15 protein-coding genes are annotated in these 16655 nt (G+C 71.9%); 11 read left to right on the top strand and 4 right to left on the bottom strand.

The annotated features are described in order from the left end of the window. Positions 1-94: 94 nt before the first annotated feature. Together STRBO_RS0103965 and mqnP are read left to right on the top strand one after the other, a co-directional pair. Complete coding sequence (locus STRBO_RS0103965; protein WP_005476420.1) at positions 95-1552, top strand: menaquinone biosynthesis decarboxylase; 1458 nt, start codon at positions 95-97, stop codon at positions 1550-1552. After that, on the top strand, positions 1549-2451 hold the full coding sequence (mqnP, locus tag STRBO_RS0103970) for a menaquinone biosynthesis prenyltransferase MqnP (protein WP_005476418.1): 903 nt from the start codon (positions 1549-1551) through the stop codon (positions 2449-2451). Before STRBO_RS0103965 ends, mqnP begins: the two co-directional genes overlap by 4 nt. A gap of 613 nt (positions 2452-3064) precedes the next feature. Here mqnP and STRBO_RS0103975 read toward each other — a convergent pair. Further along, positions 3065-3676 (bottom strand): rhomboid family intramembrane serine protease, encoded by a 612-nt coding sequence (locus STRBO_RS0103975; protein ID WP_005476416.1) that lies wholly within the window; start codon positions 3674-3676, stop codon positions 3065-3067. 91 nt (positions 3677-3767) lie between these two features. Between STRBO_RS0103975 and STRBO_RS0103980 the strand changes: the two genes are divergently transcribed. From STRBO_RS0103980 to STRBO_RS0104010, 7 genes are all read left to right on the top strand, one after another. Then, complete coding sequence (locus STRBO_RS0103980) at positions 3768-4466, top strand: UbiX family flavin prenyltransferase (RefSeq protein WP_078531383.1); 699 nt, start codon at positions 3768-3770, stop codon at positions 4464-4466. 105 nt (positions 4467-4571) lie between these two features. Beyond that, positions 4572-5027, top strand: a complete 456-nt coding sequence (locus tag STRBO_RS0103985; protein ID WP_005476412.1) for an Lrp/AsnC family transcriptional regulator — start codon at positions 4572-4574, stop codon at positions 5025-5027. Positions 5028-5093: 66 nt separating this feature from the next. Continuing rightward, complete coding sequence (gene mqnE, locus STRBO_RS0103990; RefSeq protein ID WP_020113817.1) at positions 5094-6257, top strand: aminofutalosine synthase MqnE; 1164 nt, start codon at positions 5094-5096, stop codon at positions 6255-6257. Positions 6258-6364: 107 nt separating this feature from the next. After that, positions 6365-6799, top strand: coding sequence for a hypothetical protein (locus STRBO_RS0103995; protein ID WP_005476403.1), 435 nt, complete (start codon positions 6365-6367; stop codon positions 6797-6799). Positions 6800-6864: 65 nt separating this feature from the next. Beyond that, complete coding sequence (locus STRBO_RS0104000) at positions 6865-7389, top strand: GNAT family N-acetyltransferase (RefSeq protein ID WP_005476402.1); 525 nt, start codon at positions 6865-6867, stop codon at positions 7387-7389. A 99-nt stretch (positions 7390-7488) separates the two neighbouring features. Next, entirely contained in the window at positions 7489-7893 is a 405-nt protein-coding gene (locus STRBO_RS0104005) for a DUF4229 domain-containing protein (RefSeq protein ID WP_005476398.1), read from the top strand. A gap of 37 nt (positions 7894-7930) precedes the next feature. Further along, positions 7931-8590 carry a TetR/AcrR family transcriptional regulator gene (locus STRBO_RS0104010; protein ID WP_005476396.1) on the top strand — a complete coding sequence of 220 codons (660 nt, stop codon included), beginning with the start codon at positions 7931-7933 and terminating at the stop codon, positions 8588-8590. A 249-nt stretch (positions 8591-8839) separates the two neighbouring features. Here STRBO_RS0104010 and STRBO_RS0104015 read toward each other — a convergent pair whose 3' ends face one another. Further along, positions 8840-9832 (bottom strand): MaoC family dehydratase, encoded by a 993-nt coding sequence (locus STRBO_RS0104015; protein ID WP_005476393.1) that lies wholly within the window; start codon positions 9830-9832, stop codon positions 8840-8842. A gap of 293 nt (positions 9833-10125) precedes the next feature. On the opposite strand from STRBO_RS0104015, the gene STRBO_RS0104020 reads away from it, so the two are divergent. Further along, complete coding sequence (locus tag STRBO_RS0104020; protein ID WP_005476390.1) at positions 10126-12093, top strand: AMP-dependent synthetase/ligase; 1968 nt, start codon at positions 10126-10128, stop codon at positions 12091-12093. Between the two features lie 22 nt (positions 12094-12115). Here the strand turns inward: STRBO_RS0104020 and STRBO_RS0104025 are convergent, their stop codons facing one another. Together STRBO_RS0104025 and STRBO_RS45330 are read right to left on the bottom strand one after the other, a co-directional pair. Further along, entirely contained in the window at positions 12116-12580 is a 465-nt protein-coding gene (locus tag STRBO_RS0104025) for a hypothetical protein (protein ID WP_245170575.1), read from the bottom strand. Positions 12581-12737: 157 nt separating this feature from the next. Beyond that, a complete protein-coding gene (locus STRBO_RS45330; RefSeq protein WP_005476388.1) occupies positions 12738-15509 on the bottom strand; it encodes a LuxR family transcriptional regulator in 2772 nt (923 codons plus the stop codon). Between the two features lie 297 nt (positions 15510-15806). Between STRBO_RS45330 and STRBO_RS0104035 the strand changes: the two genes are divergently transcribed. Then, on the top strand, positions 15807-16604 hold the full coding sequence (locus tag STRBO_RS0104035; RefSeq protein ID WP_005476386.1) for a hypothetical protein: 798 nt from the start codon (positions 15807-15809) through the stop codon (positions 16602-16604). Positions 16605-16655 lie beyond the last annotated feature (51 nt).

Raw genomic sequence — 16655 nt, forward strand, 5'->3', positions numbered from 1 at the left:
GGCGGCCGGTCGACCGGCCGCCGGACACGACGGCGGGACCGTGCGCGGGGCCCCGTGACGGGGTCAGGGTAGCCCCTCGGGGATACTTGTCCGCATGGCTTACGACGATCTTCGCTCCCTGCTCCGCGCACTGGAGCGCGAGGGCGATCTCCAGCGCATCAAGGCCGAAGTCGACCCCTATCTGGAGGTCGGGGAGATCGTCGACCGGGTCAACAAGGCCGGCGGCCCCGCCCTGCTCTTCGAGAACGTGAAGGGCTCCTCGATGCCCCTCGCGATGAACGTCTTCGGCACGGACCGCCGCCTGCTGAAAGCCCTCGGTCTCAAGTCGTACGCCGACATCAGCGAGAAGATCGGCGGCCTGCTCAAGCCCGAACTGCCGCAGGGCTTCGTGGGGGTGCGCGAGGCGTTCGGGAAGCTCGGCGCGATGACGCACGTCCCGCCGAAGAAGGTGAAGGCGGACAGCGCCCCGGTGCAGGAGGTCGTCCTCCAGGGCGACGACGTCGACCTGGACCGGCTCCCGGCCCTCTTCACCTGGCCGAAGGACGGCGGCTCCTTCTTCAACCTCGGTCTCACCCACACCAAGCACCCCGAGACCGGCGTGCGCAACCTCGGCCTCTACCGCCTCCAGCGCCACGACAGGCGCACCATCGGCATGCACTGGCAGATCCACAAGGACAGCCGCAACCACTACCAGGTGGCCGCCAAGCGCGGCGAGCGCCTGCCGGTCGCCATCGCCTTCGGCTGCCCGCCCGCCGTGACCTACGCCTCGACGGCCCCGCTCCCCGGTGACATCGACGAGTACCTGTTCGCCGGGTTCGTCTCGGGGAAGCGGATCGAGATGGTCGACTGCAAGACCGTGCCGCTGCAGGTGCCGGCGCAGGCGGAGGTGGTCATCGAGGGCTGGCTGGAGCCCGGGGAGATGCTCCCCGAGGGCCCGTTCGGCGACCACACCGGCTTCTACACCCCGCAGGAACCGTTCCCCGCGCTGAAGATCGACTGCGTGACGATGCGGAAGCGGCCGCTGCTGCAGTCGATCGTCGTGGGCCGGCCGCCGACGGAGGACGGGCCGCTGGGGCGGGCGACGGAACGCTTCTTCCTGCCGCTGCTGAAGATCATCGTCCCGGACATCGTGGACTACCACCTGCCCGAGGCGGGCGGCTTCCACAACTGCGCGATCATCTCGATCGACAAGAAGTACCCCAAGCACGCGCAGAAGGTCATGCACGCGATCTGGGGCGCCCACATGATGTCCCTGACCAAGCTGATCGTGATCGTCGACTCCGACTGCGACGTCCATGACCTCCACGAGGTCGCCTGGCGCGCCCTCGGCAACACGGACTACTCCCGCGACCTGTCGGTGGTCGAGGGCCCGGTGGACCATCTGGACCATGCCTCCTACCAGCAGTTCTGGGGCGGCAAGGCGGGGATCGACGCGACGAAGAAGTGGGTCGAGGAGGGCTACACGCGGGACGGGGGCTGGCCCGACATGGTCGAGTCGGACCCGGCCACGGCGGCCCTGGTCGACCGCCGCTGGAAGGAGTACGGCCTGTGACCAGCGCCTCCGCCGCGATCCCGCAGCCGGGCCGCGCCAAGGCATTCCTCCGGCTCGTGATGATCGAGCACTCCATCTTCGCGCTGCCCTTCGCGTACATCGCCGCGCTCACGGCCATGTTCCGGCTGGACGGCAACGTCCACTGGGCGCGGCTGCTGCTGGTCACCGTCTGCATGGTGGGTCTGCGTACGTTCGCGATGGCGGTCAACCGGATCATCGACCGGGAGATCGACGCCCGTAACCCGCGTACGGCGCATCGTGAGCTGGTGACCGGCGCGATGTCGGTCAAGCACGCCTGGACGGGCGCGCTGATCGCGCTGGTGATCTTCCTGGGCGCGGCGGCCCTGCTGAACCCCCTCTGCCTCGCCCTGGCCCCCATCGCCGTGATCCCGATGGTCGTCTACCCCTACGGCAAACGGTTCACGAACTACCCGCAGGCCATCCTCGGCCTCGCGCAGGCCATGGGGCCCATCGGCGGCTGGCTCGCGATCACCGGGGAGTGGTCCTGGGAGGCGGTCGTCCTCGGCCTGGCGGTGGGCATCTGGATCGGGGGCTTCGATCTCATCTACGCCTGCCAGGACATCGACTCCGACCGGGAGTCGGGCGTGCTGTCGGTGCCGGCCCGGTTCGGTGTTCCGGCGGCGATCTGGTCGGCGCGGGTGTGCCATGCCGTCACGACCGCGCTGTTCGCCTGGTACGCCGTCCTGACGGGCGCGGGGGCGTTTCTGTGGCTGGGGCTGGCGATCGTCGCGGGCGCGTTCGTGTACGAGCACACGATCGTGCGTCCGCATGACCTGTCCCGGCTGAACCGGGCGTTCTTCTCTGTCAACGGGTTCATCGGCATCGCGCTGTTCGTGTGCGCGCTGCTGGATCTGCTGGTGCGGGGGCTGACGTTGTGACGGCTTCCTGGGCATGCCGGGGGTGGGCATGCCGGGGGCGGGATGCGCTCCTGTGCCTGCCGGGTGCGGGCCGGTGGGGCTTCTCGCGCAGTTCCCCGCGCCCCTGAGAACCCCGGCCCTGGGGGCCTGGGGGTGTTGTGTGTCGGGTGCGGGCCGGTGGGGCTTCTCGCGCAGTTCCCCGCGCCCCTGAAAAGCAGGAGGCTGCGCCCCACCGCTTTTCACCCCGCCGCCCCGGCGCTCGGCGCCCGCGCCCCGGCGCTCGGCGCCCGCGCCCCGTCGCTCGTCGCCCGCGCCCCGGCGCTCGGCGCCCGTGTACCGACGCCCGCGCCCTGACGCTCGGCGCCCGCGCCCCGTCGCCCGCGCCCTGACGCTCGGCGCCCGTGTACCGCCGCCCGCGCCCTGACGCTCGGCGCCCGTTGTACCGGCGCCCGGCGCCCGATGCCTCCAGCCTCCGGAACTATGGCCCATCCCGCCCACCGGCTGTTGTCACCCCCGGTGTCACCCCTGGGCGGCCCCCCGAGGCCCGCAGGGCCGGGGTTCTCCGGGGCGCGGGGAACTGCGCGAGAAGGGACGGTGGGGCCGTGGTCGCCCGTGCGCCTGTACCCCCGAGCTGTCAGGCGACCGCAGTTCTCCGGCGGAACAGGAACGCCGCCGCGACCCCCGTCACCAGCCCGATCAGATGCCCCTGCCAGCTGATCCCGGTTTCGTTCGGGGCGATGCCCGCCAGGATCGAGCCGCCCCACACCGCCGCGACGAGCACACCCGCCGCCACTCCCAGCAGCCGGCGCTCGACGAACCCGCTGACGACGAGGAATCCGAAGAGGCCGAAGACGACGCCGGAGGCACCGGCGGTGTTCGTGTTGTCCGGGGATATCAGCCACACCCCCAGCCCGTCCGCGACGACGATCAGCGCGCAGACTGCGGCGAAACGCCGCAGCCCCCCGAGCGCCGAGAGGAACCCCAGCACCAGCAACGGCACGCTGTTCGCCGCGACATGGGCGAAGCCGAAGTGGATGAACGAGGCGGGCACGACATCGACCAGCTCGGGCACCGAGCGGGGGACGATGCCGAAGCGGTCCAGCGAGTGACCCGTCGCCACGTCGATCACTTCGAGCAGCCACAACAGCGCCACCCAGCCCACCATCAGCTTGGCCGCCGCCTTCGCCCGGTCCCCTCGCGACCACTCCCGCTCAGGACTCAGCGCCCCACGTACTCCACCAGCCATGTCCGACCCCCGACTCAACTCGTCCCCTTCAAGAAACGGCCGTGCCCCCTTGACCGGTTCCCGCCCCGCGCCGCCGGATAGGCTCGGGGTCGTGAACCCAGCCAAGCCAGGGAAGACGCCGCGTACGCCTTGGATCGTAGGGGTGTCCGGCGCATCCGGCACCCCATACGCCGCGGCGGTGCTGCGCGCGCTCCTCGCCGCCGGCGAGACCGTCGACCTCGTGGTGTCCCGGGCCTCGCGGCTGACCCTGCTCGACGAGACGGGTATCTCCTTCCGGGACGCCCACTGGCGCGACGACCTGCGGGAATGGCTGACCCGCGGCGCCGACGCCAAGCCCGGCACGTTCACCGTGGACCTCGACGGCGACCGCGTACGGCACTGGAGCGCCGGGGATCTGGCCGCCGGACCGTCCTCGGGCTCGTACCCCGTCAAGGGGATGCTCATCGTGCCCGCGTCGACCGCGTGCGTCGCGGGCGTGGCCCTGGGGCTGTCGAAGGATCTGCTGCAACGCGCGGCGAGCGTGACCCTCAAGGAGGGCCGGCGCCTGGTGGTCGCCGTACGCGAGACCCCGTTGAGCGGGCAGACCCTGCGCCACCTGGTGACCCTGGACGAGGCGGGCGCGACCGTACTGCCCGCGTCCCCGGCCTTCTACGCGGGCGCCACGCACATCCAGGACCTGGTGGACTTCGTCGCCGGACGGGCGCTGGACGCGGCGGGCGTCCCGCACACCCTGTACCGGCGCTGGGAGGGCGACGTGGGCGGCGCGCGCGCCTCCCGTTCCGCCACCTGAGCGCCCCACACGCTCAACCCCTCGCCCCGCACGACCCCGTACGACCTCACGCATCACTCACGCAGCACTCACAACGCAACTCTTCAGCGGAAGGCAACCGATCGCATGGACGCGGTGGACAGGCAGCTCATCCAGGCCCTGAGGGAGAACGGCCGGGCCTCCTACGCGGAGCTGGGACGCCTCGTCGGTCTGTCGGGACCCAGCGTCACCGACCGCATCAACCGGCTGGAGGCGGCCGGGGTCATCACCGGCTATCGCGCCACCGTCAACGCGGCCTCCCTCGGCCTCGGAGTGACCGCCCTCATCGGCATCTCCCTCTCCGACGCCGCCGACCACGAGGACGTGGCGACACGGCTGCGGGACCTGGCCGAGATCGAGGACTGCTGGTTCATCGCGGGCGACGACTCCTTCATGCTCAAGGTGCGCGCCCCCGACGTGGACGGTCTGGAGAAGACCATCCGCCGCCTCTCCGGCACCGCCGGTGTCTCCCGGACCCGTACGACCATCGTGCTCTCCACGAAGTGGGAGAACCGGGTGGGTGAGCTGCCGGAGGAGGAGTAGGGCCCTACACGTAGGGTTGAGCGGGCAAGTCGGTAGGTCGGTGGTCGGTCGGTGAAAGGTGTGGGCATGGACGTCGGGCTCAAGCGGGAGCTGGAGGAGAAGGTCCGCTCCGGCGAGCGGCTGACCCGCGAGGACGGCATCGCGCTGTACGAGTCGGACGACCTGGCCTGGCTGGGCGGTCTGGCGCACGAGGTGCGGATGCGGAAGAACGGCGACGTCGTCCACTTCAACGTCAACCGCCACCTCAACATGACCAACGTGTGCACGGCGTCGTGCGCGTACTGCTCCTTCCAGCGCAAGCCGGGGGAGAAGGACGCGTACACGATGCGCATCGAGGAGGCGGTGAAGCTCGCCAAGGCGATGGAGGGCGAGAACCTCACCGAGCTGCACATCGTCAACGGCCTGCACCCGAACCTTCCGTGGCGCTACTACCCGCGCTCGCTGAAGGAGTTGAAGGCCGCCCTCCCGGACGTCTCGCTCAAGGCCTTCACGGCCACCGAGATCCACCACTTCGAGACGATCAGCGGCCTGACGGCGTCGGAGATCCTCGACGAGCTGATCGACGCGGGGCTCGAATCCCTCACCGGCGGCGGCGCGGAGATCTTCGACTGGGAGGTCCGGCAGCACATCGTCGACCACCGCACCCACTGGGAGGACTGGTCGCGGATCCACCGCCTGGCGCACGAGAAGGGTCTCAAGACCCCGTGCACCATGCTCTACGGCCACATCGAGGAGCCGCGCCACCGGGTGGACCACGTCCTGCGCCTGCGTGAACTGCAGGACGAGACCGGCGGTTTCCAGGTCTTCATCCCACTGCGCTACCAGCACGACTTCGTCGACATGCAGGACGGCAAGGTCCGCAACCGCCTCCAGGCCCGCACCCAGATGGCGACGGGTGCCGAGGCCCTGAAGACCTTCGCGGTCTCCCGCCTCCTCTTCGACAACGTCCCCCACGTCAAGGTCTTCTGGGTCATGCACGGCGTCCAGACGGCCCAGCTGGCGCTGCAGCACGGCGCCGACGACATGGACGGCTCGGTCGTCGAGTACAAGATCACCCACGACGCGGACAACTACGGCACGCCGAACAAGCTGACCCGCGAGGACCTGCTGGACCTCATCCGCGACGCGGGCTTCCGCCCGGTGGAACGGAACACGAGGTACGAGATCATCCGCGAGTACGACGGCCCGGACCCGGCACGCCGGGAATCTCCGCAGCCGATGCGGGTCTGAGCAGCCGACGCGGGTTCGAGGGCGGCGCGCGTCCCGTGCACCCTTGACAGGGGCACGATCAAGATCGCACGCTTCCCCCTCTTGCGTTAACAGGAGGGGGATACGTGATGAGGCATTCCTGGGGCAGGCTCGGCACGCTGGCCGGAGCGTTCGTACTCGCGGCGAGTGCCGTGATGACGGGCGGGACTCCGGCCGCCGCGGCACCCTCGGTGTCGTTCGACCCGGATCTGACGACCATCTATCGCAATCAGCGCATCTACGTCTCCATCGACGGGGACTACGCCGGCTATGCCACCTGGTACAGCGATCCGGGAGAGATCTCGACGGGGGACACGCTGGAGGCCCACGACGCGCGCTCGGACGGCTATGGCATCGAGGCGCAGATCAGCAACGGCCGGATCGCCACGACGCGCGGCCACAACGCCCCTTACACGGAAAGGGACTCGGGTGACGTCGTCGAGGACGTCGAGTACCTGATGTGGGTGTGCGTGGTGAAGGGCAGCTATCAGAACTGCTCCGACGTGGTGTCGGTCTGGTCCTGATCGAAGGGCCGGAGTAGGGCCGGAGAAGTGTGAGTGGCTCGTCGGGTAATGACTACTCTTCTTCAATGGCCCTTACGTTCCAGCTCGATCCGCCCCTCACCCCCGCCCTCCACGGCGGAATCCTCGCCCTCTGGGCGGACGTCTCCAACGCCGGCGGAGCCGTTGGTTTCGTTCCGCCGGTGACGGCGGAGCAGATCCGTCCGGAGCTTCTCAAGCACCTCACGGCGATGGCGGAAGGCAGGCACCGCCTGCTTCTCGGGCTGGACGACACCGGCAGCCCCGCCGCCACCGCCTTCTTCGCCTTCAACACCCACCGCCTGATGACCCACTGGGTCTGGCTCTACACGGTGATGGTCCACCCCGCCCACCAGGGCAAGGGTCACGGCCGCGCCCTCATGACGGCGGTCGAGACCGCCGCCCGCGGCTTCGACGGCATAGACGCGGTCCGCCTCGGCTGCCGGGGCGGCCACGGCCTGGAGCACTTCTACGCCTCCTGCGGCTACAAGGAGGTGGGCCGCGTCCCGGGCGCCATCCGCGTCGCCCCCGGCGACCACCGCGACGACATCACGATGCTCCTGCCCCTGACCTGAAACCGGCACAACCCCCCTGGCAAGATCGCCCGCCGACCGTGCTTCACTGGAAGACGCCCTTCGGCAACGTTCGGACCGGAAACGGAAGAGTGGATTGAGATGCTCCGCTACACACTGATGCGCCTCGGTATCTTCGCGGGCTGCTTCGTGGTCGTCTGGGCCCTCGTCTACTCCGGCGTCGCCCCGCGCGGCCTCGGCGCCTCCAACGGCATGTGGGTGGTCGTCCTCGCCCTGCTGATCTCCGCGCCGATCAGCTTCGTCGCCCTGCGCAAGGAGCGGGACCGGGCCTCCGAGCGGATCGCCCCCCGCCTCGACCGCTCCATCGACCGCGTCAAGTCCAACCTCTCGGCCAACCGCAGCCAGGAGGACGAGGTCGACGACGAGGCCCGGACCGAGGCCCGTACCGATGCACGGACCGAGGCACCGACGCCGGTGGCGGCCGAGGAGACGAAGAAGGACGACGCCGTCAGGGCCACCGAGCCGGCGTCCGGCCAGGCTTCCTAGGAGCCCGCCTCCGCCCCCGAACCGTACGCTTGCCCGCATGGGTGCTGTGAAGAGCAAACGGATGCCTCGCGCGGTGCGGGAACAACAGATGCTGGACGCGGCGGTGCGGACCTTCGGGCAGCGCGGCTACCGGGCCGCGTCGATGGACGAGATCGCCGAACTGGCGGGCGTGTCCAAGCCGTTGGTGTACCTGTACCTGAACTCCAAGGAAGACCTCTTCACGGCCTGCATCCGCCGCGAGGTCACGGCGCTCACCACCGCCGTGCGCGCGGGCGTCAACCCCGAGCTGCCCGCCGACCGTCAACTCTGGGAAGGTCTGCGGGCGTTCTTCACGCACACCGCGCGCAACCCGGACGCCTGGGCCGTGCTACACCTTCAGGCCCGTACGCACGGGGAACCGTTCGCCGCCGAAGTGGCGGCGATGCGGGAGGACATGGTGGCGTTCGTGACCGGGCTGATCCTGGTCGGGGCCCGGGAGGCCCGCCGCGATCCCTCGCTGCCCGAGCGCGAGGTGGCCGGCCTCGCGGAGGGCCTGGTGGGCGCCGCCGAGGCCCTCGCGGCCTGGGCCAACGCGACCCCCGGCATCACCGCCCGCCAGGCCGCCGCGACCCTGATGAACTTCGCGTGGGCGGGCCTGGGCGACCTCATGGAGGGCCGCCCATGGACTCCGCCGCCCGCGGGGGAGCCCGGGGAGTAGCGCCCGTCGTCAGCCGCGGACCCCGTGAGGTTTCACGCGCAGTTCCCCGAGCCCCTGAAACACCGGGCCCGCAGGCCCGAGAAGCACGGGGCGCAGCCCCTGCTTCTCAGGGGCGCGGGGAACTGCGCGACCAGCCCCCACCGACCCGCAGCCGAACACCGCCCCCTCACGCCGCCCATGCAGTGGTTGCCGTGCGCCTCGCGGACACCGAAGGCGGTGAGGATCGCGGTGGGGAATGTCCACGTGCGTTCAGACAACGAGCGGGTACACGTGGCCGCTCACATGGACCCTCGGCCGGACCTGCTCCCCGTCCGGCCCCGGGACGCCTCCGCCGCGCAGTTCGAAGCCGCCCCACGTCCCTGCGTCGGCCGCGTACGTCACCGTGCCGGGCAGGGGCACCGGAGCCCGGAACTCCGCGCGGACGAGGGCCGCCGGGGGAGTGCCGTACTCGGCGAGGCAGCGGGCCACGGTCCACATCCCGTGCGCGATGGCCCGCGGGAACCCGAACAGGCGGGCGCCGAGCGGATGCAGATGGATCGGATTGCGATCCCCGGACACGGCCCCGTACCGCCGCCCGACATCCCCGCCCAACCGCCACTCGGCAACCCCGGGCACCGCTGGAAGCCCCTCGGGCGCCAACCCGCTCCGGCCGGCCGAAGCCGCCCCACTCCTCCCGCCGGCCGCAGCCCGCCCCCTCCCCTCGCCCCGCCCATGCCGGGCGAGATACGTGCACCGGGACTCCCACGCGACCCCGGCCCCGCCCCCGAAACCGCCCTCGCCCTCGCTCCCGTCCCGTACCTCGGTCACCACCGTCGCCTCCGTGCCCCGGCGATGGGGCGCCAACTCCTCGACGTACACGGTGATCTCGTACTCCCCGGTGGCGGGCAGCCGTCGGCGTCGGGTGATCTCGATCGAGGTGTGCACGAGTCCGAGGAGGGGCAGCGGGAAGTCCCGGCCGGACATGATCCGCATGGCGAGCGGAAAGCCGAGGACGTGCGGATACGTCAGCGGGACGGCGTCCTCCCCCGTGGGGAACCCGCAGACGCGCTCGTACGCGGCGAGACGGGCGAGGTCGATCCGGACGCCGGGCAGGACGAGCCGGGCGAACCGACCGGGGGGCAGGGGCGGGGAGTCGGCGCCCCGCAGCCCGCGGCTCTTGCGCGGCGATCCGAGCGCGCCCCTGGCGAGAAGGGGCGCGAGAGCCGGTGGGGCCGCGAGGGTGTGCGTGGGCGTCGGCTGCATCGAACGGCCTCCCTCTCCCCGCGCCGGGCTCCGCTCCCGCGCCGGATCCGCTTTCTTACCCAAGAGTCAGGTTACCCGAGGTAAGGGCTGGACAGACCTTCCGTGCGCTCCGGGACATGAGCGACCCTCAGGTAACTTGACACCCCCTTGACCTGCGCGGGAACCGCGTACGGGCGGCCTGCGAGACTGCACATCCCCGGCCCGGTTCCATCTCCGGACCATCGCTACACTCACACGCACCTCACACACCAACCCCGTACGATCCGGGCACGCCGAACGCCCAGGAGCCGCCCGTGTCCAGCCTCGAACACACCGAACCCGCGCTGCTGGAACCAGAGTTGAAGCGGCTGGACGGCACAGTCCGAGAGGCGTACGTCCCCGCTCTCGCCGAGCCGGCGGCCTACGGCTCGCTCGCGGACATCCCGTTCGACAACGCCACCCACGCCCCCGACGCGGTCGTCCTCAGCCGTAAACACGGGACTGCGGCGACGGAGCGGAACGCGAACGGGGGCGACGGGGGCCGGGGCCAGGAGCGGGACGCCGGCACCGGCGAGGGCGGGTGGAAGGACGTGACGGCGGCCGAGTTCGCCGCCGAGGTGCTCGCGCTGGCGAAGGGTCTGATCGCCGAGGGCCTGATGCCGGGCGACCGCATCGCGATCATGGCGCGGACGACGTACGAATGGACGCTCCTGGACTTCGCGGCCTGGGCGGCGGGCCTGGTGACGGTCCCCGTCTACCCGACCTCCTCCGTCTTCCAGACCCGCTGGATCCTCCAGGACTCGGGCGCGGTGGCGCTGGCCGTGGAGACGGCGGGTCAGGCCGCCGCCCTCGGCCCCGAACTCGACCGCATCCCCGACCTGCGCCACATGTGGGTCTTCGAGAAGGACCACCTGGGCCGGCTGGCCGAGCGGGGCCGGGACGTGGCCGACCAGGAAGTGGCCGTACGGCGCGGGGTGCTGGGCCCCGACACCCTGGCGACCCTCATCTACACCTCGGGCACGACCGGCCGCCCCAAGGGCTGCGCCCTCACCCACGGCAACTTCTGCGCCGAGGTCGACAACGCGATCGACCTCCTCTACCCGATCTTCCGCGCGAAGACGGACGAGGAGGCCTCCACCCTCCTCTTCCTCCCTCTCGCCCATGTGTTCGGCCGCATGGTGGCGATCGGCTGTATGCGGGCGAGGGTCCGCCTGGGCCACTCGCCGAGCTTCCGCACGGAGGACCTCCTCGCCGACCTCAAGTCCTTCCGTCCGACGTTCCTCCTGGTCATCCCGTACGTCCTGGAGAAGGTCTTCAACACGGCCCGCGCCTCCGCCGAACGCATGGGCCGCGCCTCCTCGTACGACAGGGCCTCCGCCGTGGCCCGCCGCTACGGCGAGGCGCTGGAGGCCGAACAGCACGGCACCGGGCCCGGCCCCTCCGCCTTCCTCAGGACGGCCCGCACCTTCTACGACCCCCTGGTGTACCGCCGTATCCGCAAGGCACTGGGCGGCAGGGTCCGTTACGTCATCTGCGGAGGCAGCCCCCTCGGCCGGCGCCTCGCAGCCTTCTACGCGGGCGCGGGCATCGACGTCTTCGAGGGCTACGGCATGACGGAGACGACGGCGGCCGTGACCGTCACCCCGCCCAACCTCCCCCGCCTGGGCACGGTGGGCCGCCCCCTGCCCGGCACACGGATCCGGATAGCCGCCGACGGCGAGATCCTGCTGCACGGCGGCCAGATCTTCCGCGGCTACTGGGACCCCCAGGCCGGTGGGGTCGTCCCGGCGGGCCCCGACGGCTGGTTCGCCACCGGGGACATCGGCCGGCTCGACGACGAGGGGTACCTCACGATCACCGGCCGCAAGAAGGAGATCCTCGTCACCGACAGCGGCAAGAACGTGGCCCCGGCCCCGCTGGAGAACTGGCTCCGCTCCCACCCCCTGATCGCCCACGCCATGGTCGTGGGCGACCGCCGTCCCTACGTCACCGCCCTGCTGACCCTGGACCCCGAGGGCATCACCCACTGGGCCCTGATGAACGCCAAGCAGGACACCCCCCTCGACCACCTCGCCACGGACCCGGACCTGCGAGCCGTCCTGCAACGCGCGGTGGACGAGGCCAACCGGCTCGTCTCCCGCCCCGAGTCCATCCGCAGGTTCACGATCGTCCCCGGCGGCTTCACGGAGGAGGAGGGCCACCTCACCCCGTCGATGAAGCTGCGGCGCGACGTGGTGGAGCGGTCCTTCGCGACGGAGATCGAGGGGCTGTACGAGACGTAGTCCCGGCCCGCGGCGCGGGCCCCTACTTCCCCGCCGCCGGGTCACCCTCCCCGAGCCCGACCCACCAGTACCCGTCGTCCTTGACCAGCAGCAGCTCCTGCTTCTGGCCGGTGCTGCCGTAGGTGAGCCGCACGGGATTGAAGTAGTCCACGACCCCTTCCAGCACGGTGACGTCGACATGCCCTCGGGCGCCCTCGCCGAACTCCCGCACATGCTCGTACGCGGCACCCCGCGTCCCGTCGTACGCGGGCCCGGCCAGCTCCATCAGCCCGTCCACGTCACCGGCCTTGAGCCGCTGCACATACGCCCGCACGACGGTGTCGACGTCCTCGGCGGTCTCCCGGACATCGGGATACCGCGACTTCTCGGCCCGCACGGTCACATCGACGCCGGGCGAGTCGGCGAGCGAGTACGGCGCCCGCAACCAGTTCCACCACACGACCGCCCCCACCCCGAGCACGACCACCCCACCCCAGCACAGCAACACACCACGCCTCCGCACCGACCCCACCCCGTCCCGTTGCCTACGCTCTCCGGCTCTCCGGGCCTACGCTCTCCGGCTCTCCGGCGCATTCTCCGGCTCAACTGCCTGTATATCTCGCGCGGAGCAGGAGGTTTCCAGGGCGCCCGGCGGCGTAGGGCTCTCAGTCCACCAGGTCCGCTGCCGTCAGCAGACGGGTCAGATCCGTGCGTGAGCGGACGTGCAACTTGCGGTAGATCCGGGTGAGATGGGCCTCCACGGTCTTTCTGGAGACGAACAACGACGCTGCCGCCTCGGTGTTGTTGAGGCCGCGGGCGATCGCGCGGGAGACCTGGAACTCCTGGGGGGTCAGCTGGTCCAGGGTGCCCGTCGCCGAGGGGGCGGTGCTCACCATGCCGCCCGCCGCCGCGAGTTCGCTCGCCGCGCGGCGGGCCCACGGGACCGCGCCGAGGCGTTCGAAGCAGGCCAGGGCGGAGGACAGGGGCGCGCGGGCGGCTGCTGGGCGGCGGTGGCGGCGCAGGACCTCCGCCTCGCACAGCAGGGTCCGGGCCCGGTCGAAGGGGCCCGTCGTGCGCCGGTGGGCCTCCAGGGCCGCCCCGAAGTGGGCCTCCGCCTCCTCCGGTGTCCCCGCCAGCAGCCCCCGGACCCGGGCCGCCGCGGCCTCCGCCGACGCCAGGCCCGTCTCCCGGGCCCGTTCCTCCAGCCAGGAGACCACCTCGGCGGCCCGCGTCGCGTTCCCCGCCCGTACGTGCGCCTCGGCCAGGTCCGCCGCGAACGGGACCACCTCCGGATTGCCGATGCCCTGCTCCACGGCCAGTGACAACGTCTGCTCCAGCTCGCCGACGGCCGCCTCGTGGTCGCCGTGGGCGAGCGCCGACAGGCCGAGCACCGCCGTCAGGTGGAACTCCTGGCAGCCGATCCCGTACGCCCCGCACTCCCGCCGCGCCCGCGCCACATGCTCCTCGCACTCGACACGGTCGCCGCGCAGCGCTTCGAGGCGGGCGAGGCAGTACAGGGCGTAACTCACGCACGTCAGCTGGCCCAGCTCCTCCGCCCACCGCAGAGCCTCCGTCAGATCGCCGCGCGCAGAGGCCCATTGCCCGATCCGGGTCTCCAACTCGCCCCGTACGGCGAGGGTGAACCCCAGCACGCCCACGGCACTGTGCCGCCGGGCCGACTCCACGGCCGTGTCGAGCAGCCGGCGCCCCCGGGCGAACTCCTCCGCACGGCTCCACGCCTGCCCGGCGATCGCGTAGACCTGCTGGTCGCGGACGGGGTCGCCGCCGCCGTGCCGGTCCGCGGCCTCCAGCATCTCGCGGCCCCGCGCCGTGCGGCCGGACATGATCAGGGCCCCGCCCAGCATCGTCAGGCCGTACCAGCGTTCGGGGCCGGACGGCGAGGCCATGGCGAGGGAGTCGTCGGCCACGCGCACCGCCGCCGGGACATGTCCGTCCAGGCGCGCGGCGGCCGTCGCCTCCGCGAGGAGCAGACAGGCGCGGGTACGGTCGGTGCCGCGCACGGCGTCGGCGGCGTCCATCAGCAGGCCGTACGCCCGGGCGGTCTCGCCCTTCCAGGTGTACATCCGGCCCAGCAGGCCCTGGATCGCGGCGCGCACCGCCGGGTCGGGGGTGATGCGCAGGGCCTCCTCGCACCACTGCGGGCCCGCCGGGAGGCCGCTGAGCAGGGCGTCGGAGGCGGCGTGGTGGAGGCGGTCGGCGCGGGGCGCGGGGTCCGGGGTGAGTTCGGCGGCGCGGCGCCAGGCGAGGGCCGACTCGCCGAAGGCGCTGCGGCGGCGCGCCTCCCGCGCGGCCTCGGCGAGCGCGGCCGCCGCCTCCTCGTCGGGGCCCGGACTCGCGGACGCCCGGTACCAGGCGTGCAGCGGACCCGTACTCACCTCGGCCAGCGCCTGGAACGCGGCGTACCGGTGGGCGAGGGGGGCGCGGCCGAGGACCAGCGCGCGCAGCACCGGGTGGTGGAAGTCCAGCCCGTCCGCGGTGGCGGTGATCAGGCCGTCCTCCTCGGCGGGGGAGAGCGCGTCGAGGGAGAGGCCGGCCGCCTCCAGCGCCTTGCGGAGCGGGCCCGCCGCCGTCGAACGGCTCGCGGCCAGGACCACCAGCGCCCGGCGCGCCGCGTCCGGCAGAGCGTCGATCCGGGTGGCCCAGGCACGCTCCAGATGGCTGCCGAGGGACGGCGGGTCCAGCAACGGCCGCTCCCCGCGCGCCTGTTCGTCGGTCAGTCCGCCCGCGATCTCCCGCAGGGCGAGGGGATTGCCGCCGCTGACGCGGACGAGGTCGGCGAGCACGCCGGGTGTCACTCGGCCGTCCAGCAGCGCGGCGCACTCCTCCGGGGTCAGTCCGCCCACCTGCACGGTGGGGATGCTGCGGCGGGGGCCCGACTCGCCGTGGTCCTCGCGCGAACCGAGGGCCAGGGCGACCCGCTCACTGGACAGCCGGCGGGCCACGAACAGCAGGACCCGCTGGGAGGAGGGGTCCACCCAGTGCAGGTCGTCGACGAGGACGACCACCGGGCGTTCGTCGCCGAGCGCCGCGAGGACGTTGAGAGCGCCCATGCAGGCGGCGTACGGATTGCCCGGCGGGTCCGCCGGGTCGCCGCCCAGGGCCAGACAGGATTCCAGGGCGGAGCGCTGGATGCCGGGGAGTTCCCTGAAAAGGGATGAATAGGGCATCAACAGGTCGCCCAGGGTGGCGAAGGGGAGCACGGTCTCGGTCTCGATGCCCCGGGCGCGCAGGACCGTTTTTGGTGCCGCGCCGGGGGTTCCGGTGGCCGCTCGCTCCGCCGCGTAGTCAAGGAGGGCGGTCTTTCCGATGCCGGGTTCGCCCCACAGCAGCAGGGCCGCCCCACCCGCCCCGCCCGCCACGAGCAGGTCGTCCATCAGCCGGCGTTCCCGCTCCCGGCCGACGAGTCCCCGTAACAATGCGCCACCCCCTGGTGCCCGCCTGCGCCCGGCCCCGCCCGTCCATCATGCCCCTGGGGGAGTTGTCGGGGGAGAGGTAGGGACTTCCCGGAAGCGAGGGGGGCGGCCCCGGGCCTTCAATGGTGGTGCACGACAAGAGGATCCCGGCACGGGGGATCACCACGCAGGGACCCCGGCACAGGGGGAACGGGGAAACAGGGGGACCGAGGCGATCGGGGAGGTCGGGGAGGTCGGGGAGATCGGAGAATCAGGAAATCCGGGGAAATGAACCAGGTCGCGGAACTAGGGGGACGGCCCATGCCGGCATCCGGGGGACGCGGGGATCTCACCGAAGGATCCGACCGGCTCGACTCGGTCGAGATCAAGGTGACGTTCTCGGGTGCGGGCGCGGCCGCCGCGACTTGGGCGCTGGCGCCGGACACCGGGGGAGCCCGGCGCCGCGTCTACTTCTGTGAGAACCTCGCCCGCTCCACGGCGCCAGGACAACTGCCGCTTCTGGATGCGGGGTTGATCCTGCGCCTACGGGCGGGGAGCGGGCGGGGCGGGGCCGTGACCGCGGAACTGCGGCCCTGCCGCCGGTCCCGGCTCTCGCAACGTTGGCTGCGCTTTCGTGAGTGGGGGCCGGACTCCTTCCACCTGGCGGCCGTCTGGTCGGGCGACCGCCGGGTCCTGTCCGCCGCCCTCGTCTCCGACCGGGGGCGTACGGCCGTGGAGGCCGTCGTCTCCGGCGCCGAGCCGCTGGACGTCCTCTTCTCCGACCACCAGCTCGCCTTCCTCGCCGACTGCGCCGACATCGACGTCGGCCTCGGTGCGCTCGACGTCCTCGGCCCCGTCCACACGGTCCGCCGGAGCGGCGTACGCCTCGACCACCACGAGGTGACTTTGGATCACTGCACGCTGCCCGCCGCCGGTCTGGAATGGCTGGAGGTCTCCGAGCGGGTCGCCCCCGAGGGCGCCGAGGTCGTCCAGGCCTCGCTCACCGCCCTCCTGAAGGCCAAGGGCCTCGAACCGGACCTGGGACGGGGCATCCGGCTGCGACGGGTGCTGGAGGAACTACGAGGCAACCTCACCGGGGACAGCCGCTCGCCGGACTGATCCCCGCCCCCGGTCCGCCCCGCCCCCGCACCGATTTCCCCGCCCCCGTTC

The organism is Streptomyces bottropensis ATCC 25435 (assembly GCF_000383595.1).
In the GTDB taxonomy this organism is placed as follows: domain Bacteria; phylum Actinomycetota; class Actinomycetes; order Streptomycetales; family Streptomycetaceae; genus Streptomyces; species Streptomyces bottropensis.